The organism is Conchiformibius kuhniae DSM 17694, from assembly GCF_000428785.1.
GTDB lineage: Bacteria > Pseudomonadota > Gammaproteobacteria > Burkholderiales > Neisseriaceae > Conchiformibius > Conchiformibius kuhniae.
Genome location: NZ_AUAP01000001.1, coordinates 400246 through 419397, shown reverse-complemented (window position 1 = coordinate 419397; position 19152 = coordinate 400246). Strand labels below are relative to the sequence as shown.

The window sequence follows — 19152 nt, the reverse complement described above, 5'->3', positions numbered from 1 at the left end:
TGATGGTGGCGAATCAGGGACTCGAACCCCGGACACAAGGATTATGATTCCTCTGCTCTAACCGACTGAGCTAATTCGCCGCAACAGCTTCAAAACGCCGAACTATACCCGTGAGCGCGGTTTTTGTCAAAATGATTTTGCTGTGAAAATCACGAAGTTTTGATTTTTCTGAAAATAAAATCAGGCAAACAAAACGCCCGCATTCAAGATACCGTGCGGGTCGAGCTGCGCTTTGATGGCACGCATTAGCGCGATTTCGGCGGGCGCGCGCACGGAGGGCAGGTGCGCGGTTTTCAAACGCCCGATGCCGTGTTCGGCGGCGATGCTGCCGCCGTGCGCCAAAACCTGTTGGTAAACCAAGCGGTTGATTTCGTCTTCGCGTTGGTAGGCGCGGTTGTCGAGCGTGTCGGGCAAAAAGGTGTTGTAATGCAGCGAGCCGTCCCCCAAATGTCCGAACACCACGATTTGAACGGCGGGCAGGGCTTCAGCCAGCCTGCGCCCGCAGTTTTGCACAAAATCGGCAAGCCGTTCAATTGGCAGGGCAATATCGTGTTTGATGCTCACGCCCAAGCTGCGTTGCGCGGCGGAAACGTTTTCGCGCAGCGTCCACAAGTCGCGCCGTTGTGCTTCGGATTGCGCCAGCACCGCATCGGCAAAACCGTGCGCGTACAGGTGTTCGCCCAAAGCGGTTTCAAGCGGCGGTTCGGGCAGGCTGTCGTCCAGTTCCAGCAGCAGATGCCATTCGGCATCAAGGGGTTGCGGGATTTTGCTGTGGCGGGCGGACAAGTCCAGCGCGAAGCGGCTCAACAGTTCGCAACTGAGCAAACGCCCGGCAAAGGCATCGCGCACGGACGTTAATAAATCAAGGGCTTGGGCAATGTCGCGCACACCGACCCATGCGGTAGCGGTTTGGCGCGGGCGGGCAAACAGTTTCAAGGCGGCGGCGGTGATGATGCCGAGCGTGCCTTCGCTGCCGATAAACAGGTGTTTGATGTCGTAACCCGTTGTGTTTTTGTGCAAAGGTTCAAGATGCGACAGCAGTGTGCCGTCCGCCAACACCACTTCCAAACCCAGCACCAAGTCGCGCATGGTGCCGTAACGCAACACGTTCAAACCGCCCGCGTTGCAGGCGATGTTGCCGCCGATTTGGCAACTGCCCGCGCTCGCCAAATCAAGCGGAAACAGCCGTCCGATTTGTTGCGCGGCTGCCTGAACCTGTGCCAGCGTGCAGCCCGCTTCCACGGTGATGGCGTTGTCGGGCAAAGAGATGCGGCGGACGCGGTTCAGGCGCGAGAGGTTGAGCAGCACGCCGCCCTGTGCCACGCTGCCGCCCACCAAGCCGGTGTTGCCGCCCTGCGGAGTAACGGGAATGCGGTGTTCGTGGCAGAAACGCATGATTTTTTGCACGTTTTCCACGCTGTCGGGCATCAGGGCAAGGGCGTTGCGGCTGCGGTAGCGGCGGCGCTGGTCGGTGAACAGGGGTTCGGGGTCGGCGACAAATGTGTGTTCGGGAACAAGGGTTTGCAGGTGTTTTTTTAGGGCTTCGGGGGACATGGTGTGCCTTTATGCGCTTGGTTGGATGCCGAAATGGTGGTAGGTTCGCTCGGTTGCCATGCGTCCGCGCGGGGTGCGCTGCAACAAGCCCTGTTGAATCAGATAAGGCTCAATCACGTCTTCAATCGTGTCGCTGCTTTCGCCGATGGCGGCGGCGACGTTGTCCAAGCCCACCGGCCCGCCGCCGAATTTGTGCAGCACCGCGTCCAGAAATTTCCTGTCCATCATGTCCAAACCGGCACTGTCCACGTCCAGCAGCGTGAGCGCGGCATCGGCAATGTCCGCGCTGATGCGCCCGCCGTGTTTCACTTCGGCATAGTCGCGCACGCGCCGCAACAGGCGGTTGGCGATGCGCGGCGTGCCACGGCTGCGGCGGGCGATTTCGTCCGCGCCCGCTTCGTCCAAATCCATGTTCAGCAGGGCGGCGGAACGGCGCACAATCGTTGCCAAGTCATCGGCTTGGTAAAACTCCAGCCGTGCCACGATGCCGAAACGGTCGCGCAGGGGATTGGTGAGCATGCCCGCGCGGGTGGTCGCGCCCACCAGCGTAAACGGCGGCAAATCAATTTTCACCGACCGCGCCGCCGGCCCTTCGCCTATCATGATGTCCAACTGGAAGTCTTCCAAAGCGGGATACAAAATCTCTTCCACCACAGGGCTTAAGCGGTGGATTTCGTCAATAAACAACACATCGTGCGGCTCCAGATTGGTGAGCAAGGCCGCCAAGTCGCCCGCGCGTTCCAGCACGGGGCCGGAGGTTTGGCGCAGGTTCACGCCCAGTTCGCGGGCGATGATGTTGGCGAGCGTGGTTTTGCCCAAGCCGGGCGGCCCGAACAATAAAGTGTGGTCAAGCGCATCGCCGCGCTGACGGGCTGCCTGAATAAAAATCGCCAGTTGTTCTTTCGCTTTGTGCTGACCGATGTAGTCGGCCAGGCTTTTCGGGCGCAGGGCGCGTTCGAGCTGTTCTTCCTGCGCCGACAGCTTTTGCGGGGCGATGATGCGTTCGGGGCGGGCGGCGGTGATGGGGTCGGTGTGGAGCATGGCGGGCGTGGTACGAAAAAAACACGAATTATAACGCCTTATTCCGCCCGTATCCCAACCGAAAAACACCGCTTCACAAACATCAGGCAGTGGATTCCCGCCTGCGTGGGCATGACGGTGTTTTGTATGGTGCTGATTTGTGGTAAAAAGTTTAATTGATGACGCGCCCTGACGCTTGGCGAATCAATGCCCAATCGGGCATTGCGCTTCGCAATAGCGTTTCAAACCCGATAAGCGTTGCGCCACCACACGGGAAAAATAATAGCGCATCAATGGATTAAGCAGCCACGCGCACCACGCGGGCGCAGACAGGGAATAACTGAAACGCGCCAGAGTTTGATGGTCGGAAAGGGCGCGAAACCGCCACGAACCGGCAAATTTCTCCAAAAATATCGGGCCTTTTACCATCGTAATCGCCGCCACTTCCGGCGCTTTCACGCGCACAAAACGCACGCGCATAAACACGCCCGATTTGGCACGCCCTTCCACTTCGCGCCCCACAAACGGCATGCCGTTGCCGCCGTCCAGATTACGCAGATAATCGGGGAAAGGGTCCCATTCATAACGCACGGAATAATCTTGAGAAATTTCATAAACCCGCGCAATCGGCGCATTGATGGTTTGTTCGGCTTGGATATTCGGCATCGGTGCAATCCGCTTTAAAGAAGTTTGAATAAATGGTTTTCAGGCTACCTGAAAATTTTCGGCACGGATTTCAATGCCGTTTTGTTCCAATGCCTTGCGAATCAAAGCGGCAAATTCCAGCGCGTGTGCGCCGTCCCCGTGCAGGCAAACGCTGTCGGCGCGGACGGGAACGCGGCTGCCGTCCGTTGCTGTTACCGTGCCTTCGCGCACCATTTGCAAGACCTGCGCGACTGCTTCCTCATCGTTGTCAATCTGTGCATCGGCGCGGCTGCGCGGCACCAAGCTGCCGTCGGGCAGATAGCGGCGGTCGGCAAACACTTCGGAAATCACGCCCAAACCCGCTTCCCGTCCCGCCTGCAGCAGCAGGCTGCCTGAAAGTGCCATCAGGCGCAGCGCGGGGTCAAATCCGCGCACGGTTTCGGCAATCAGCCGCGCCAATTCGGGGTCTTGCGCGGCTTGGTTGTAGAGTGCGCCGTGCGGTTTCACATACGCCATCGCCACGCCCGCCGCACGGCACAATGCCGCCGTTGCGCCCAGTTGGTAGCGCAGCCATGCGCGTAATTCATCGGGCGGCAACGCCATGTTTTTGCGTCCGAAGTTGTCGCGGTCGGGAAAGGACGGGTGTGCGCCGATGCGGACGTTTTCCGCTTTCGCCCATGCCAGCGCGGCGGCGATGTGCGCCGCGCCGCCCGCGTGTATGCCGCAACACAGATTGGCGGACGTAACGTATTGCAATAATGCGCGGTCGTTGCCGCAGCCTTCGGCAAGGTCGGCGTTCAAATCTACGGTCGTCATTTTGTTTCCCGAAATAAATCAAATATGATAAAAAATGCCGTCATTCCCGCGTAGGCGGGAATCCAAGCGGGCGGCAAACGAATGCCGTTAAAACCTGACTTGGCGCAATGGTACGCTGGATTCCCGCATTCGCGGGAATGACGGCGGGTGTTCAATTGCGTCTAACATTTCTCCCGCACAATCATGCGGATTTGGTTTAAATAGGCTTCGTTGCGGCGGCGCAGTTTGGCGGCTTCTTCGGCGGTGGCGATGTGGAAACGCACGCTGCCGCCGAAGCGGATTTGCGCCAAACGCCCCAAATCGGCTTGGGCGACACAGGCGATTTTCGGATAGCCGCCGGTGGTTTGGCAGTCCGCCATCAAAACAATGGGCTGGCCGTTGGGCGGCACCTGCACCGTGCCGAACTGGACGGCGTGGGACGGCATCTCCACGTCGCGGGCGCGTTCCAGCACGCCGCCGCCGAAGCGGTAGCCCATGCGGTTGCTGTTGCTTTGCAGCGTCCATGCGTTTTGCCAGAAACGGTAATGCGCTTTGCGGGTAAAGTGTTGGTATTCCGAAGAAATCAGTGCGTGAATATGATTGCTGAAGCCGATGGGGGCAATGCCCAATCGCGGCAGCAGCGCATCGTCGCCCGCAAGCGGCAGGGTGTCGCCCGCTTGCAGCAAACGTCCGTGCAGTCCGCCGAAAGCGGCGTTCAGGTCGGTGCTTTTCGCGCCGAGCGTGTCGGGGGCGTTGATGCCGCCGCGCACGCACAAATAGCCGTACATGCCGTGAACGGCGCGGGTCAGGCGCAGGGTTTGTCCGCGCCGTGCGCCGTAACGCCAGTAGGAATGCACGGCTTCGCCGTCCAAATCGCCTTGATACAGTGCGCCGGTGATGCAAAATGTGCTGTCGCGTTCAAAGCGGACGGCCATGCCGCCGAGCGCGATTTCTACGGCGGCGGCGGTTTCGGGGTTGCCCAGCAGCAGGTTGCCGGCGCGTAGGGCGAGGGTGTCCATCGCGCCGGCGTGTCCGATGCCGAAGCGGCGCAGTCCGAAACGTCCCAAATCTTGTACGGCGGCGGGGGCGGAAATATCCAGTACGGTAATCATGTTTTCGGCTTTCAGGCAGCGTTCAAATGTCCAGCGATGCGGCGACAAACGACACGGTGTCGCCCGCCGCCAGCAAGACGGGCGGTTCGGCGGCGGCGTTGAACAGGGGCAGTTCGGTGCGCCCGATAATCTGCCAGCCGCCCGGCGAGGCAAAGGGATACACCCCCGTTTGGCTGCCGCCGATGCCGACCGAACCCGCCGCCACTTGGGTGCGCGGCACGGCGCGGCGCGGCGTGTGCAGGTGTTCGGGCAGCCCGCCCAAATAGGGAAATCCGGGCTGGAAGCCCATCATAAACACGGTGTACACGGGCGCGGTGTGGCGTGCCACCACTTCGGCGGGGCTGATGCCGTGATGCGCCGCCACCGCCGCCAAATCTTCGCCGCACGCGCCGCCGTAATGCACGGGAATGTCCACATGTTTTCCTTGAAAATCCGATGCTTCGGCTTGTGTCCACAGGGCGTTCAGGGCATCGGCAAGGGCGTGCGCACAGGCGTTGTCGTGAACGAAGACGGTCAGATTGTTCATGCCGACCACGCTTTCCGCCACTTCGGGCAGACGGTCGGCGGCGTTTGCCAACGCCCACCATCGGCGTTGCGCCGCCAAATCGGGGGCGGCATCGTGTTGGCAGAGCAGGGCGTTTTCGCTGACGGGGGTGAGGGTGAGCATTGCTTATCCCTTATGGTTCAAGTGTTTTCTTGTGCATAAAAGGCGTGTTCCGATGCGGAAACACGCCTTCGCACTCCGGTGGCGTTTATTTTAACAGCAAAAACAGCAGCGCCGCCGCCACCGCACCGACAATGGGCGCGGTCAAAGGCACAATGCCGTAGCCCCAATCGGGCTTCACGCCGCCGAGCTTGTTGCCCAGCAGGGTCAAAACGATACGCGGGCCGCCGTCGCGGGCGGGATTGATGGCGTAGCCGGTGGTGCTGCCCAAGCTCAAACCGATGACCCACACCAAAATCGCCACCGGCAACGCGCCCAGCGAACCCAAACCGATGGGCGTGGCGGCATCTTGTTGCGGCAGGGTGATTTCGCCGCTACCGACAATGTAGAAAATCACCAGCAGCAACACAAACGCGCCCATCGCTTCATTGAAAAAATTGCGCGGCAGATTGCGAATCGCCGGTTCGGTGCAGAAACAGGCGCGTTTTGCGCCTTCGTCTTCGGTGATGGCGAAATGGTCGCCGTAAAACAGCCAGACCAAGACCGCGCCCAGCATCGCGCCGATAAATTGCGCGGCAATGTACATCGGCACTTGCGCCCATTCAAACAGCCCTGCCGTTGCCAAACCGATGCTGACGGCGGGGTTCAGGTGTGCGCCCGATGCGGGCCCCGCCACCACCACGGCGGCATAAACGGCAAACGCCCAAGCGGTGGTAATCACCATCCAGCCGCCGCCCGTGCCGATTTTGGTGTTTTTCAACACGCTGCCGGCAACCACGCCGTTGCCGAGCAAAATCAGCAGCGCGGTGCCCAAAATTTCTGCGGTAAAGGGGTTCATTTGCTTGTTCCTTGTTGTGTGATTGGGTGTTCAGGCAGCCTTGCGGGTGTCCGCAACGCTGCCGCTTGCTTGCCGTCATTCCTGCGAATGCGGGAATCCAAGTTCAAGCCCGAACAATTGTTCATCAAACAACGGTTGGTGCAAACCGCCCTTGGATTCCCGCCTGCGCGGGAATGACGGGATAAAAGGGAAAGCGCGTTCCGTCCGTTATTCCTCAATCCAGTTTTGCGCCGCCTTCACCGCCTTATGCCAATAATGCAGCACATGGGCGGCACGTTCCGCGCTCATTTCGGGGGCGAACACGCGGTCTTTCTGCCATTGGCTGGCGATTTCATCGGTGTCGCGCCAAAAGCCCACCGCCAAGCCCGCCAGATACGCCGCACCCAGCGCGGTGGTTTCCAACACTTTCGGACGCACGATGTCAAACTGGAACACGTCTGCCTGAATCTGCATCAGCAGGTTGCTGGCACTGGCGCCGCCGTCCACGCGGAACTCTTTGGTGGACGCGCCCACGTCTTTTTCCATCGCTTTCACAATGTCAAACACTTGCAGGGCAATGCCTTCCAAAGTGGCGCGGGGGCGATATGTGCGTCCGTGGTGCCGCGCGTGATGCCCAAAATCGTGCCTCGCGCGTATTGGTCCCAATAGGGTGCGCCCATGCCCGCCAAGCAGGGAACGAAATACACACCGCCGTTGTCGTCCACGGTGGCGGCAAGGCTGTTGATGGCATCGGAGGTGCGCACCAAACGCAGTCCGTCCCGCACCCATTGCACCGCCGCGCCGCCGACAAACACGCCGCCTTCCAGCGCGTAAGTGGTTTTGCCGCCGATTTGCCATGCCACGGTGGACAGCAGATTGTTTTGCGATTCCACCACGCTGTCGCCGGTGTTCATCAGCAGGAAGCAGCCCGTGCCGTAGGTGTTTTTCACCATGCCTTTTTCGGTACACATTTGTCCGAACAAGGCTGCCTGCTGGTCGCCCGCGATGCCCGCAATCGGCACTTTGCCGCCACTGATGTAACGTGCGTCCACTTCGCCGTAGATTTCGCTGCTGGACTTGACTTCAGGCAGCAGCGAACGCGGCACTTGGAAAATCTCCAGCAATTCATCGTCCCAAGCCATGTCGCGGATGTTGAACAGCATGGTGCGGCTGGCGTTGCTGGGGTCGGTAACGTGGGCTTTGCCGCCGGTGAGTTTCCATACCAGCCAAGTGTCCACCGTGCCGAACGCCAGTTCGCCGCGCTCGGCTTTTTCGCGCGCGCCCGCCACATTGTCGAGCAGCCAACGGATTTTGCTGGCGGAAAAATACGCGTCAATCACCAAGCCGGTTTTGCGGCGGATAAGTTCGCCGTAGGGTTGTTTCAAGGTGTCGCAGAAACGGGCGGTGCGGCGGTCTTGCCACACGATGGCGTTGGCAATCGGTTCGCCGGTGTTTCTGTCCCAAATCAGGGCGGTTTCGCGCTGGTTGGTGATGCCGACGGCGGCGATTTCTTCGGCGGGAATGTCGGTTTTGGCGATGACTTCGCTCAACACGGATACCTGCGAGCTCCAGATTTCGTGCGGGTCGTGTTCCACCCAGCCCGGTTCGGGGAAGTGTTGGGTGAAGTCTTTTTGCGCGACATTGACGATGCTGCCGGCGCGGTCAAACACGATGGCGCGTGAGGAAGTCGTGCCTTGGTCGAGGGCGATGATGTATTGGGTCATGATTACTCCCGATGGGTGGTGTTGGAAAAGGTTGTGTATTGTTTGGGTGTTTCCGCCTGACGGCGGCTTACTTTCTTTGTTCCGCCAAAGAAAGTAAGCAAAGAAAAGCGGCTGCGGGAACAGGTTTGCTGCGCAAACTGCCCTTACTGCGCGTGTTTCCGCCGTAAATACGCTTCGTGCGGCTGTTCCGGCAGGGCGTGCAATTGATCCGTCAATTGGCGGGTGTATTTTCATCAATGTCCGGCAAATACTGTTTTGCCAAAGAAACAAAGTTTTCGCATTCGCGGCGCACCCGCGTTTCGTCCCAGCCCGCCAGCGTGCCGATAAAGGCGGCGGTGTCGGGCGCGGCGGCGATGGCGGCGGCGGCGTCCAAAAACAGCAGCCTGATGCGCCGCGCCAACACGTCTTCCAAAGTTTGCGCCGCTTCGTGGCGCACCGCCCATTGCACTTGCGCGTAGGTGTAGGGGTGGTCGGGGTGCAGGCGTTGGGCGAGTTTGTCATCGCTTTGTTCCAAAGCGGTGATTTGTTCCGCATCGCCGCCGTACACCGACAGGCGCGACTCGCCGAAACCTTCTTTTGCGCCGTGTGCGCCGTGCAGGGGCAGGTTTTCGGTACGGCAGGGCGCGGCGGGCAACAGTCCGTGCGCGATGGCTTTGTCAATGCCGTCTTGCGCCATTTGGCGGTAGGTCGTCCATTTGCCGCCGAAAATATTGACCAAGCCCGATGCGCTCACTTCCACCACATGGCTGCGCGACACTTCTTTGCTGCTTTGCGCGGCGTTGGCGGGTTTGACAAGCGGGCGCAGTCCGACAAACACGCTTTTCACGTCCGCAAGGGTGGGGGCGCGGTTTAAGTATTCGGACAGCGTGTCCAAAATAAAACGGATTTCTTCGGGCAGGGGTTGGGGTTCGTAATCGGCGGCGGGAACGGCGGTGTCAGTGGTGCCTGCCAGCAGTTTGCCGTGCCAGGGAATGGCGAACAGCACGCGCCCGTCGCTGGTTTTCGGCACCATCAGCGCGTCCGTGCCGGGCAGGAAGCCGCCGTCCAAGACCAGATGAATGCCTTGACTTAACAAGATGCGCGGCGCGGCGGCGGGCGTGTCCCAAGCCAAGACTTGGTCGGCAAACGCACCGGCGGCGTTCACCACGCATTTTGCCGATAATTGGTATTCTTTGCCGTTTAACTCATCGCGGCAGCGCACGCCGCAGACATTGCCCGAAGCGTCTTTTTGCAGGGCGGTAACGGCGCAGTAATTCAATACCGTGCCGCCGTGGTCGGCAACGGTTTGCGCCAGGCTGACGGCAAGGCGGGCATCGTCAAATTGTCCGTCAAAATAGCAGACGGCGGCGGCGAGCCGTTCGCTTTTGACCGCGCTCATGCGGCGGCGGGCTTCGCTGCCGCCCAAGTAGCGGGTGCGCCCGATGCCGCGTTTGCCCGCCAAGCGGTCGTAGAGCCACAGGCCGGCGGTGTAGTAGGCGGCATCGCAGGTGCTGCGGCAGGGAATGATAAAGGGCTGTTTGTGAAAAAGATGCGGGGCGTTTTGCGCCAAGCGTCCGCGTTCGCGCAGGGCTTCCATCACCAAATCGATGTTGCCTTGCGCCAGATAGCGCACGCCGCCGTGCAGCAGTTTGGTGGAGCGGCTGGAGGTGCCTTTGGCGAAGTCGCGGGCTTCCAGCAGCAGGGTGCGGTAGCCGCGTGTTGCCGCGTCCAGCGCGATACCCAAGCCGGTGGCGCCGCCGCCGATGATAATGATGTCCCAGACGGTGTGTCCGTCCAGTTGTGCCAAGTGAGAGATTCTGTCCATATCGGTGATTGTGCCGCACAGTTTTGATTGGGCGTAAATCTACACCATTCGTTCCGACACGGGCAAGGGGGCAGATACGGAATGTTGTTTTTGCGGGAATTAAAGATTGGACGGGGCAAGGTAGCGGGCGAGCGGCTTGGGCAGACCGTGGTTTGCCAAGGCGTTTGCCGATACCCATGTGCCGTTGCACTCAGGAGTTGGGTGTGGGTCGGGCAATGTTGCCGCAAACGGCGCAATCCGCAACAAACGGTGGGTCAGGCGGTGTTTGACGGGCGTGTCGGCCCGCAAGTGCACGGGCGCAATGCCCCAAGCGGCGGCAAAGCGGTGCAGTGCCGTTTCGTCATCAAAACAGGGCAGACAGTACAAGCCCGCCCAAATGCCCTGTTGCGGACGTTTGACCAGCAGGATTTCGCCCTTGCCGTTGGTCAGCTTCAGCCAAAAGAGCGGTACTTCCGGCACGGCGGCGGACACTTTGCGGCGCGGCAGTTCGGCGGTGCGGTTTTGTGCTTTTGCTTGGCAGATGTCGGTCATCGGGCAGGCGGGGCAATCGGGCTTGCTGCGTTTGCATACGGTTGCGCCCAAATCCATCAGGCCTTGCGTGTAGGCGGGCATGTCATCCGCACACTCGGGCAACAGGCTTTCCGCCACCGTCCACAGTTGCTGCTCGAAGGCTTTGTCGGCGGGATTGCCGTCCAGTGCGAACACGCGGCACAGCACCCGTTTGACGTTGCCGTCCAAAATCGTTTCGCGCTGCTTGAAGGCAAACGCGGCAATGGCGGCGGCGGTGCTGCGTCCGACCCCGCACAGGGTTTCCAATTCGCGCCGCTCCGCCGGAAATGTGCCGCCGAAGTCCGACACGATTTGTTGCGCCGCTTTGTGCAGGTTGCGGGCGCGGCTGTAGTAGCCCAAGCCCGCCCACAATGCCAAGACTTCGTCCTGCGCCGCCGCCGCCAGCGCATGCACGTTCGGAAAAGCGGCAAGAAAACGCGGATAATAGGCAGACACGGTGGCAACCTGCGTTTGCTGCAACATGATTTCCGACAGCCACACGCAATAGGGGTCGGACACCTGCCACGCCAAGCCGTGCCGGCCCGATGTTTTCTGCCACGCAATCAGGCGGCAGGCAAAAGACGGTGAATGGGGCATGGCGGCTCAAATACGGGTAATGCTGTTGCGGCTGCGGCTTTCGTAGCCGGAAACCAAGTCTTGCAGGGCATGGGGGCGCAGCAAACGGATGTGTTTGTGTTCCACCGCAATCCAGCCTTCCTGATTAAAGCGCGACAGGGTGCGGCTCACCGTTTCCAGCTTCAGCCCCAAAAAGCTGCCGATTTCCTCCCGCGACATACGCAAAATAAAATCGTTGGCAGCGAAGCCGCGCGCGTGCAGCCGTTGCGACAGGTTCAGCAAAAACGCCGCCAAACGCTCTTCCGCGCGCATATTGCCCAGCAGCAGCATCACGCTTTGGTCGCGGACGATTTCGCGGCTCATCAGGCGCATGAAATGGGTGTGCAAAAGCGGCAGCCGTCTGCCCAGCTCTTCCAAGCAGTCAAAAGGCAGCTCGCACACTTCGCCGTCTTCCAGCGCAACGGCATCGCAGGTGTGGCGGTTGGCATAAATGCCGTCCATGCCCATCAGCTCGCCCGACATGAAAAAGCCCGTTACTTGGTCGCGTCCGTCCTGCGTGCCGACCGCCGTTTTGAAAAAACCCGTCCGCACCGCATACAGCGACACGAAATTTTCGCCCGCATGAAACAAATGCTCGCCTTTTTTCAAACGGCGGCTTTGGCGGATTAAATCGTCAAGCTGGCGGAAATCATCGGCACGGAAGCCGACAGGCAGACACAATTCGCGCAAAGAGCAATGAGCGCATTCGGTTTTGTGGTGGCAGGGGGATTTGGGCATAAGAATGTGAAGCGCAGGTGTGATTGCAAAACTCAAAATTTGCAATTGACATAAATCAAAGCACTGTTATAAAAATAAACCTATTCTAACAAAATTTGCCCCATAACAAAACAAACACCATGCAAACCGTTGCCTTTACCCCGCGCTTGGATTTCGACCGCAAGCTGATTGCGTCCCTGCCCGCCACCGGCCCGCGCTACACGTCCTACCCCACCGCCGACCGTTTTCACCAGCAGTTTGGCGAAAGCGAATACCTCGACACCCTGCACCGCAGCCTTGCCGGTGCCGATACCCCCGTTTCGCTGTACCTGCACATTCCGTTTTGCACAACCATTTGCTATTACTGCGGTTGCAACAAAATCATCACCAAAGACAAAAGCCGCGCCGATGCCTATTTGGACTACTTGGAGCGGGAATTCGCCCTGCTTGCGCCGCATTTGGGCGGAAAGCACCCTTTGGCGCAACTGCATTTTGGCGGCGGCACGCCCACTTTTTTGAGCGATGAACAGCTTGAGCGCGTATTCGGCATGATTCGCCGCCACTTCGCGCTGGTGTCGGAAGGCGAATATTCCATCGAAATCGACCCGCGCAAGGTCAGCCGCGAAAGCGTGCACAAGCTGGGCAAGCTCGGATTCAACCGCATGAGCGTGGGCATTCAGGACTTCGACCCCAAAGTCCAAGCCGCCGTCAACCGCATTCAAAGCCTTGACGAAACGCGCACCGTGATTGACGCGGCGCGGGAAGCGGGCTTCAAATCGGTGAGCGTGGACTTGATTTACGGACTGCCGCACCAAAGCCGCGACAGCATCAAGCCCACTTTGGACACCGTGCTTTCGCTCGACCCCGACCGTATCGCGCTCTACCACTACGCCCACCTGCCGCACGTTTTCAAACCGCAACGGCGCATCGACACCGCCGTCGTGCCGGACAGCGAAGAAAAATTGGACATTCTGCAATACGCCGTGCGCCTGTTGGACGAGCGCGGCTATGTGTTTATCGGCATGGACCATTTTGCCAAGCCCGATGACGAGCTGGCAATTGCGCTGCGCGAAGGGCGTTTGCAGCGCAATTTTCAGGGCTATTCCACCCATGCCGATTGCGACTTGGTGGCGGTGGGCGTGTCGTCCATCGGCAAGGTCGGCGACACCTACAGCCAAAACGAAAAAGATTTGAGCCGGTACTACGCCGCCATCGATGCGGGGCATCTGCCCGTGTTGCGCGGCTACCGCTTGAACCGCGACGACGTGCTGCGCCGCCGCCTGATTCAGGATTTGATGTGCCGTTTCGCACTGGATTTTGCCGACTACGAAAGCGAAGCGGGCGCACCGTTTGCCAACTACTTCGCCACCGAGCTGGACGATTTGCGCGGATTGGCAAAACTCGGCTTGCTGAACATGGACGACAAAGGACTGCGCGTCAGCGCCAAAGGGCGTTTTCTCATCCGCAACATCGCCATGGTGTTCGATTACCACCTGCGCCACAAAGAAACCGCAGCCAAATATTCGCAAACGGTTTGATAAAGCGCATAAAAACCATGTCAGAAACTGTTTGCCCCACCCCGGTTTCGCTTTTGCTCGCGCCCATGCAGGGCTTGTGCGACCCCGTGATGCGCGACCTGCTCACCCGCATCGGCGGCTATGACGGCTGTGTCAGCGAATTCGTCCGCATCACCCACACCGTGCACGGCCGCGCCGCGTGGCTGCGCCACGTTCCCGAACTGGCACACGCCAACCGCACGCCCGCAGGCACGCCTTGCGCGGTGCAACTGCTCGGCAGCGACCCCGACATGATGGCGCAAAACGCCTGTGAAGCCGTGCGTTTCGGCGCAGAACACATTGATTTGAATTTCGGCTGCCCCGCGCCCACCGTCAATAAGCATCAGGGCGGCGCGGTGCTGCTGAAAGAGCCGGAACGGATACACGGCATTGTCCGCAGCGTGCGCCAAGCCCTGCCCGCACACATTGTTTTGACGGCAAAAATGCGTTTGGGTTACGAAAACACCGATTTGGCTTTGGACAACGCCGCCGCCATCGCCGCAGGCGGCGCATCGCTGCTCACCGTCCACGCCCGCACCAAAGTGCAGGGCTACACGCCGCCCGCCGATTGGTTGTGGCTGCGGCGGATTCGCGAACACGTCAATATTCCCGTAGCCGCCAACGGCGACGTGTTCACGCTGGACGACTACCGCGCCATTCGCGAAACAAGCGGCTGCACGCACATCATGCTGGGGCGCGGCGCGGTGATGCGCCCCGATTTGGCGCGGCAAATTCGGCGTTTCGAGCAAAAACAAGCGGCTGATGCCGCCGTTTTCGGTGATGAAGTGTTGCAATGGATAAGGGATTTTGTCGAGCTGTGCGTGCAGCACGAACCGCAGGGCAAATACGCGGCGGCGCGACTGAAACAGTGGCTGGGCATGATGAAGCATGCCTATCCCGAAGCGCAAACGCTGTTTGAACGCATCCGCAAACAATCGGACACCGATGCCATCCGCCGCACATTGGCAAACGCCGTTTTTTGACGGGAATCCGCACATCGCGTTCCCGTTTCGCCATTATTCGATTTTCTGATAACGCACCGACAAAATTTCGATTTCTTCGCGCTTGTCGCCCGTGTTCAGCCACACGCAATCGCCTTCGCGGGCTTTAATCAGGGCGCGGGCAAGCGGCGAACGCCATGAAATTTTGTTGCGGGGCGTGTCGATTTCGTCTTCGCCGACAATTTGCACGGTTTGTTCCGTGCCGTCTTCACGCAATAATTCAACGGTTGCCGCGAAAAACACTTGGTCGGTGGGTTCGCGGGTTTCGGGGTCCACCACTTCGGCACGTTCCAAACGTTTGGTAAGAAAGCGGATGCGGCGGTCGATTTCGCGCATTCGGCGTTTGCCGTAGAGATAATCGCCGTTTTCGCTGCGGTCGCCGTTGCCCGCCGCCCAATTGACGATTTGAACGATTTCGGGGCGTTCTTTGTGTACCAAGCGGTAAAGCTCGTCTTTCAGTGCCTGCCAGCCGGCAGGGGTGATGTAGTTTTTCGGCAATTCTGACATAAGATACCTTTAATAATTAGATGCTTGACTGCAAACGGGGCAATCGGGATTGCGGGCGAAGCGGAAAGTTTGCCAAGTACCGCGCCGTGCATCGCAGCAGTGCAGCAGATTTTCACTTGGCGGCGCGCCGGTCAGCAGATTCAGCACCGCCGCCGCTTGCGCCGTGCCGACCATGCCGACAAGCGGCGAAAACACGCCGAAAGTCGCACAGGCTTGTTCAGCAGCCGTTTCCACGCCGAACAAACAGGCATAACAGCCCTGTTGCGGGCGGAACACCGCCCATTGCCCCGCAAAACCGACTGCCGCGCCGGAAACCAAAGGCACGTTCGCCACCACCGCCGCCGCGTTTATGGCATGACGGGTGGCAAAATTATCGCAACAATCCAGCACCGCATCACAGCGTGGCAACAAGGCGGCAAGCGAAGCGGCATCAAGTCGCTCGGCGCGGGCTTCAACACGGCAATCGCCGTTGCGGCTTCGCAAAAAATCGGCAAGGGCTTGCGCTTTGCCGCGCCCGATGTCTTGTTCGGCAAAACAAATTTGACGTTGCAAATTGGTTTGGTCGGTAATATCGTCATCGGCAACAATCAGCGTGCCGACCCCCGCCGCCGCCAGATAGGGCAGGGCAGCATTGCCCAAACCGCCGCAGCCGACCACCAACACCGTTGCCGACAACAATTTTTCCTGCCCGCCAATGCCGATTTCGTCCAGCAAAATATGACGGCTGTAACGCAACAATTGATTATCATTCATCAATATACCCCCGATTCGCCCTGCGGACGCGTTTTAAAACGCTTGTGCAGCCAAAAATACTGCTCGGGCATTTCCCGCACCCGCGCTTCGATAAAAGCATTCATGCGCCGCGCATCGTCCGGCGCATTTTCAGACGGAAAATCCGTCCACGCGGGATAAAAACGCAATTGCGCCCGACCGTTCGGCAAACGCCGTGCCACCACGGGCACAACCGCAGCTCCCGTCATCCGCGCCAAACGCGCCAGCCCCGTCGTGGTGGCTGCGGGGACGCTGAAAAAATCGGCAAACACCGAATTTTGCACGCCAAAATCTTGGTCGGGCAAATACAGCAGGGGCGCATCGGGGCAATCGCGCAGCCGCCGCACCACCGAACGCAAGCCTTCTGTGCGCCCGACCAAAAACACGTTTTGATAACGGTGTCGTCCGCGCAAGATTTGTTCGTCCAAAAGCGGATTTTTCTGATGCGAATACACGCTGGTCAGAGGAAGGTCTTGATTCAGCGCGAAAACCGCCAGTTCAAACGCAGTAAAGTGGGGATAAAGCAAAATCACGGGGCGTTGCTGCGCCAAATATTCGTCCAAATAATGTTGGTCGTGAACATCAACCAAGCGGCGGATTGTTGCGGCGGGCGCATACCAGCACAGCCCGTATTCCAAAATCAGCAATGCCATGTGGAAAAAGTGTTTTTTTAAGATTTTCTTGCGCTCGCCGTCCGTTAATTGCGGAAAACACAAACGCAGATTGACCAAGCCGACCCGTCGGCGCGGAATGACCAGCCAATATGCCAAGCACCCCAACGCACGTGCCAGCAGCAGCAGGGCAGGGCGCGGCAGCAAGCGAATCAAATTCAAGATGAAAAAAGCGGTTTTCATCGGATTGCCCTCGTTTCCGAAGGGATAAAAAAGGGCATTATAAACGATATCCGCAACCGTACGGCGTGCTGACAACCATCGGGCTTTCCGCTAAAATGCAGCATTTCCCAATCCATTGCACAAAGGGTTTTATCATGCTTACCGGCAGCCTTGTCGCCCTGATTACCCCGATGCACGCCGACGGCAGCATTGATTTCGGGCATCTGCACACTTTGATTGATTGGCATATTGCCGAAGGCACTCACGGCATTGTTTCGGTCGGGACAACCGGCGAAAACTCTACTTTGTCGGTGGAAGAGCATATTGCCGTGATTGAGGAAACCGTCCGTTATGCCGCCAAGCGCATTCCGATTATCGCGGGTGCGGGCGCAAACAATACCCGCGAAGCCATCGAGCTGTCGCGTGCCGCCGAGCAAGCGGGCGCGGATTACACGCTTTCGGTGGTGCCGTATTACAATAAACCGTCTCAAGAAGGCATTTACCGCCATTTCCGCGCCATTGCCGAAGCCGCCGCCATTCCGATGATTATTTACAACGTGCCCGGACGCACCGTTGTGGACATGGACAACCAAACCATTCTTAAGCTGGCAGACATTCCCAATATCGTCGGGGTGAAGGAAGCCAGTGGCGACCTTGCCCGCGCATTGGCATTGTTCAAGCAAGTGCCGGAAGGTTTTGCCGTTTATTCGGGCGACGACCCCACCGCGCTGCCGTTTTTGCTGTGCGGCGGACACGGTGTCATCAGCGTTGCCGCCAATGCCGCGCCGAAAGATTTTGCCCGAATGTGCGAAAAAGCCATGGCAGGCGACATTCAACAGGCGCGTGTGCTGAACGAAAAAATCATGCCCGTTTACGATGTGATGTTTTGCGAATCCAGCCCCGCACCGGCAAAATGGGCGGCGGCAAGGTTGGGACTGTGCGAAGCGCACGTGCGCCTGCCGATTGTGGAGCTGAGCGGCCCGGGTCGGGAAAAAGTGGAAAACGCATTGCGCGAAAGCGGTCAGATTTGATACCCGCCATCATTGAAAGGAAATCATGAAAACCAATAAAACCAAATGGCTTGCCCCGTTCGTGGCAGCGACCCTGCTCGCTGCGTGTGCGAGCGGCAACAACAAACAGGCAACGGATTACGAATCCGAGCAACGCAAAGCGGCATTGAACGCATTGGAAATTCCGCCCGATTTGCGCGACCCCAATCAGGGCAATCTGTATGCCTTGCCCGATGAAACCGGCGCAGGGCAGGGAGGCAGTGTCCTGACCAAAGTGGACAACGCCCGCATCGAACGCGCGGGCAACCAACGCTGGCTGGTCATCGACAACAAAAAAGCGGCGGAAATCTGGCCCGTGTTGCGGACGTTTTGGCAGGAAAGCGGCTTTACCATTCATTCCGAAGAAGCCAAAATCGGCGTTATGGAAACCGATTGGGCGGAAAACCGCGCCAAACTGGCACATCAGGGCCTGCGCAAGCTGTTTGACAAAGTCGGCTTGGGCAGCGTGTACAGCACCAGCGAGCGCGACAAATTTCTGATTCGCATGGAGCGCAACAAACAAGGCGGCGTGGACGTGTTTTTCAGCCACAAAGGTTTGAAAGAAGTGTATGACGGCAAAAACAAAGACCGCACCGTGTGGCAACCGCGCCCGAACGACCCGAATTTGGAAGCCGTATTTTTGGCGCGTTTCATGCAATACATCGGCGTGGACGAACAACGCGCCCAACAACAAATCCGGCAAAACCAAGCTGCAGCAAACCAAACAGGGCAGCAGGCAACACGCTTTGCCCGACTCGAACAAAATGCCGTGTGGGTGGCGGGCAGTGCCGAACGCAACGTCAATCGGATTGCGCTGGCACTTGACCGCATCGGCTTGACCGTGCGCGAATTTATTCACGAGCGCGGAACATTTATCGTTCAGCCCGCACCCAACGAAAGCGATGTACTGCGTCAGGCAGAGAGCAAAACTGGCTGGTTCGACAAATGGTTTGGCAAAAACAAAAAAGCCCCCGCCGCCACCGCGCCCGAAGCCCCGAAAATGCTGGTTGCACTCGAAGCATTGCCGGACGGACAACGCATTCATCTGCTTGACGAAACGGGCAAACCGTATCAAGGTCAAGACAAAAGTGCTTTATTGCAAAGCCTTTATCGGGAATTGCATTGAATTTCGCCGCCCGTTCGGGCGGCAATTTCACACAGGTGGCACATGACACGGGCGCAAGTTTACCTTATATTGATTATCCTGTTTTCCCTGCTGTTCATCGCACTGATGACGGCGGGCAGCTATTTGTATTCGATTCGCGATAAACAACTGGCGCTGGCAATGTTTTTGTTTGCATTCGGCGCGGTAATCGGGCAAATCACCAGCTTGGCATTATTCATACGGCTCAAAGCCCTACAACAAGCACGCTTGCAAATGCAACAACAAAAATCCCACACGGAACAACAGGAATAAAC

At 58.7% G+C, this 19152-nt stretch carries 20 protein-coding genes and 1 tRNA gene; 5 read left to right on the top strand and 16 right to left on the bottom strand.

The genetic code is table 11. The annotated features are described in order from the left end of the window. Positions 1-3 precede the first annotated feature (3 nt). From G392_RS0102150 to fnr, 13 genes are all read right to left on the bottom strand, one after another. A tRNA-Met gene (locus G392_RS0102150) sits at positions 4-80 on the bottom strand. A gap of 100 nt (positions 81-180) precedes the next feature. After that, positions 181-1554, bottom strand: coding sequence for an FAD-binding oxidoreductase (locus tag G392_RS0102145; RefSeq protein ID WP_027008897.1), 1374 nt, complete (start codon positions 1552-1554; stop codon positions 181-183). Positions 1555-1563: 9 nt separating this feature from the next. Continuing rightward, positions 1564-2595, bottom strand: coding sequence for a Holliday junction branch migration DNA helicase RuvB (ruvB, locus tag G392_RS0102140; RefSeq protein WP_027008896.1), 1032 nt, complete (start codon positions 2593-2595; stop codon positions 1564-1566). Between the two features lie 183 nt (positions 2596-2778). Next, complete coding sequence (locus G392_RS0102135) at positions 2779-3240, bottom strand: SRPBCC family protein (protein WP_027008895.1); 462 nt, start codon at positions 3238-3240, stop codon at positions 2779-2781. Between the two features lie 39 nt (positions 3241-3279). Next, the gene (gene pxpA, locus G392_RS0102130) at positions 3280-4035 is read right to left on the bottom strand and encodes a 5-oxoprolinase subunit PxpA (protein WP_027008894.1); all 756 of its coding nucleotides are present in this window, start codon (positions 4033-4035) and stop codon (positions 3280-3282) included. A 161-nt stretch (positions 4036-4196) separates the two neighbouring features. After that, positions 4197-5126 (bottom strand): 5-oxoprolinase subunit C family protein, encoded by a 930-nt coding sequence (locus tag G392_RS0102125; RefSeq protein WP_027008893.1) that lies wholly within the window; start codon positions 5124-5126, stop codon positions 4197-4199. 22 nt (positions 5127-5148) lie between these two features. Next, on the bottom strand, positions 5149-5793 hold the full coding sequence (pxpB, locus tag G392_RS0102120; protein WP_027008892.1) for a 5-oxoprolinase subunit PxpB: 645 nt from the start codon (positions 5791-5793) through the stop codon (positions 5149-5151). 85 nt (positions 5794-5878) lie between these two features. Next, positions 5879-6628, bottom strand: coding sequence for an MIP/aquaporin family protein (locus G392_RS0102115; RefSeq protein ID WP_027008891.1), 750 nt, complete (start codon positions 6626-6628; stop codon positions 5879-5881). A gap of 207 nt (positions 6629-6835) precedes the next feature. Next, positions 6836-7174 carry an FGGY-family carbohydrate kinase gene (locus tag G392_RS14350; RefSeq protein WP_281168314.1) on the bottom strand — a complete coding sequence of 113 codons (339 nt, stop codon included), beginning with the start codon at positions 7172-7174 and terminating at the stop codon, positions 6836-6838. Beyond that, positions 7159-8331, bottom strand: a complete 1173-nt coding sequence (glpK, locus tag G392_RS11855; RefSeq protein WP_281168313.1) for a glycerol kinase GlpK — start codon at positions 8329-8331, stop codon at positions 7159-7161. The genes G392_RS14350 and glpK overlap by 16 nt, the downstream gene beginning before the upstream one ends. Positions 8332-8542: 211 nt before the next feature. Further along, on the bottom strand, positions 8543-10135 hold the full coding sequence (locus G392_RS0102105) for a glycerol-3-phosphate dehydrogenase/oxidase (RefSeq protein WP_027008890.1): 1593 nt from the start codon (positions 10133-10135) through the stop codon (positions 8543-8545). Positions 10136-10234: 99 nt separating this feature from the next. Then, positions 10235-11281, bottom strand: coding sequence for an A/G-specific adenine glycosylase (gene mutY, locus G392_RS0102100; RefSeq protein ID WP_027008889.1), 1047 nt, complete (start codon positions 11279-11281; stop codon positions 10235-10237). Positions 11282-11287: 6 nt separating this feature from the next. After that, positions 11288-12037, bottom strand: a complete 750-nt coding sequence (gene fnr / locus G392_RS11850) for a fumarate/nitrate reduction transcriptional regulator Fnr (protein ID WP_034334149.1) — start codon at positions 12035-12037, stop codon at positions 11288-11290. 119 nt (positions 12038-12156) lie between these two features. On the opposite strand from fnr, the gene hemN reads away from it, so the two are divergent. Further along, entirely contained in the window at positions 12157-13554 is a 1398-nt protein-coding gene (gene hemN / locus G392_RS0102090; protein ID WP_027008888.1) for an oxygen-independent coproporphyrinogen III oxidase, read from the top strand. A 17-nt stretch (positions 13555-13571) separates the two neighbouring features. Beyond that, positions 13572-14555 carry a tRNA dihydrouridine synthase gene (locus tag G392_RS0102085; protein WP_027008887.1) on the top strand — a complete coding sequence of 328 codons (984 nt, stop codon included), beginning with the start codon at positions 13572-13574 and terminating at the stop codon, positions 14553-14555. A gap of 33 nt (positions 14556-14588) precedes the next feature. Here G392_RS0102085 and greB read toward each other — a convergent pair whose 3' ends face one another. The 3 genes from greB to G392_RS0102070 are packed head-to-tail and all read right to left on the bottom strand — an operon-like array spanning position 14589 to position 16705. Further along, positions 14589-15080, bottom strand: a complete 492-nt coding sequence (greB, locus tag G392_RS0102080; RefSeq protein ID WP_027008886.1) for a transcription elongation factor GreB — start codon at positions 15078-15080, stop codon at positions 14589-14591. Between the two features lie 9 nt (positions 15081-15089). After that, on the bottom strand, positions 15090-15833 hold the full coding sequence (locus tag G392_RS0102075) for a HesA/MoeB/ThiF family protein (RefSeq protein WP_027008885.1): 744 nt from the start codon (positions 15831-15833) through the stop codon (positions 15090-15092). Further along, positions 15833-16705 carry a lipid A biosynthesis lauroyl acyltransferase gene (locus G392_RS0102070; RefSeq protein ID WP_027008884.1) on the bottom strand — a complete coding sequence of 291 codons (873 nt, stop codon included), beginning with the start codon at positions 16703-16705 and terminating at the stop codon, positions 15833-15835. The genes G392_RS0102075 and G392_RS0102070 overlap by 1 nt, the downstream gene beginning before the upstream one ends. Before the next feature lie 134 nt (positions 16706-16839). Here G392_RS0102070 and dapA point away from each other — a divergent pair, with 134 nt between their 5' ends. From dapA to G392_RS0102055, 3 genes are read left to right on the top strand one after another with little or no spacing between them, the layout of a single operon-like run. Further along, positions 16840-17715 carry a 4-hydroxy-tetrahydrodipicolinate synthase gene (gene dapA, locus G392_RS0102065; protein WP_027008883.1) on the top strand — a complete coding sequence of 292 codons (876 nt, stop codon included), beginning with the start codon at positions 16840-16842 and terminating at the stop codon, positions 17713-17715. Positions 17716-17740: 25 nt separating this feature from the next. Then, complete coding sequence (bamC, locus tag G392_RS0102060) at positions 17741-18859, top strand: outer membrane protein assembly factor BamC (RefSeq protein WP_034334146.1); 1119 nt, start codon at positions 17741-17743, stop codon at positions 18857-18859. A 42-nt stretch (positions 18860-18901) separates the two neighbouring features. Continuing rightward, positions 18902-19150, top strand: coding sequence for an NGO_0222 family membrane protein (locus G392_RS0102055; RefSeq protein WP_027008881.1), 249 nt, complete (start codon positions 18902-18904; stop codon positions 19148-19150). Positions 19151-19152: the final 2 nt, after the last annotated feature.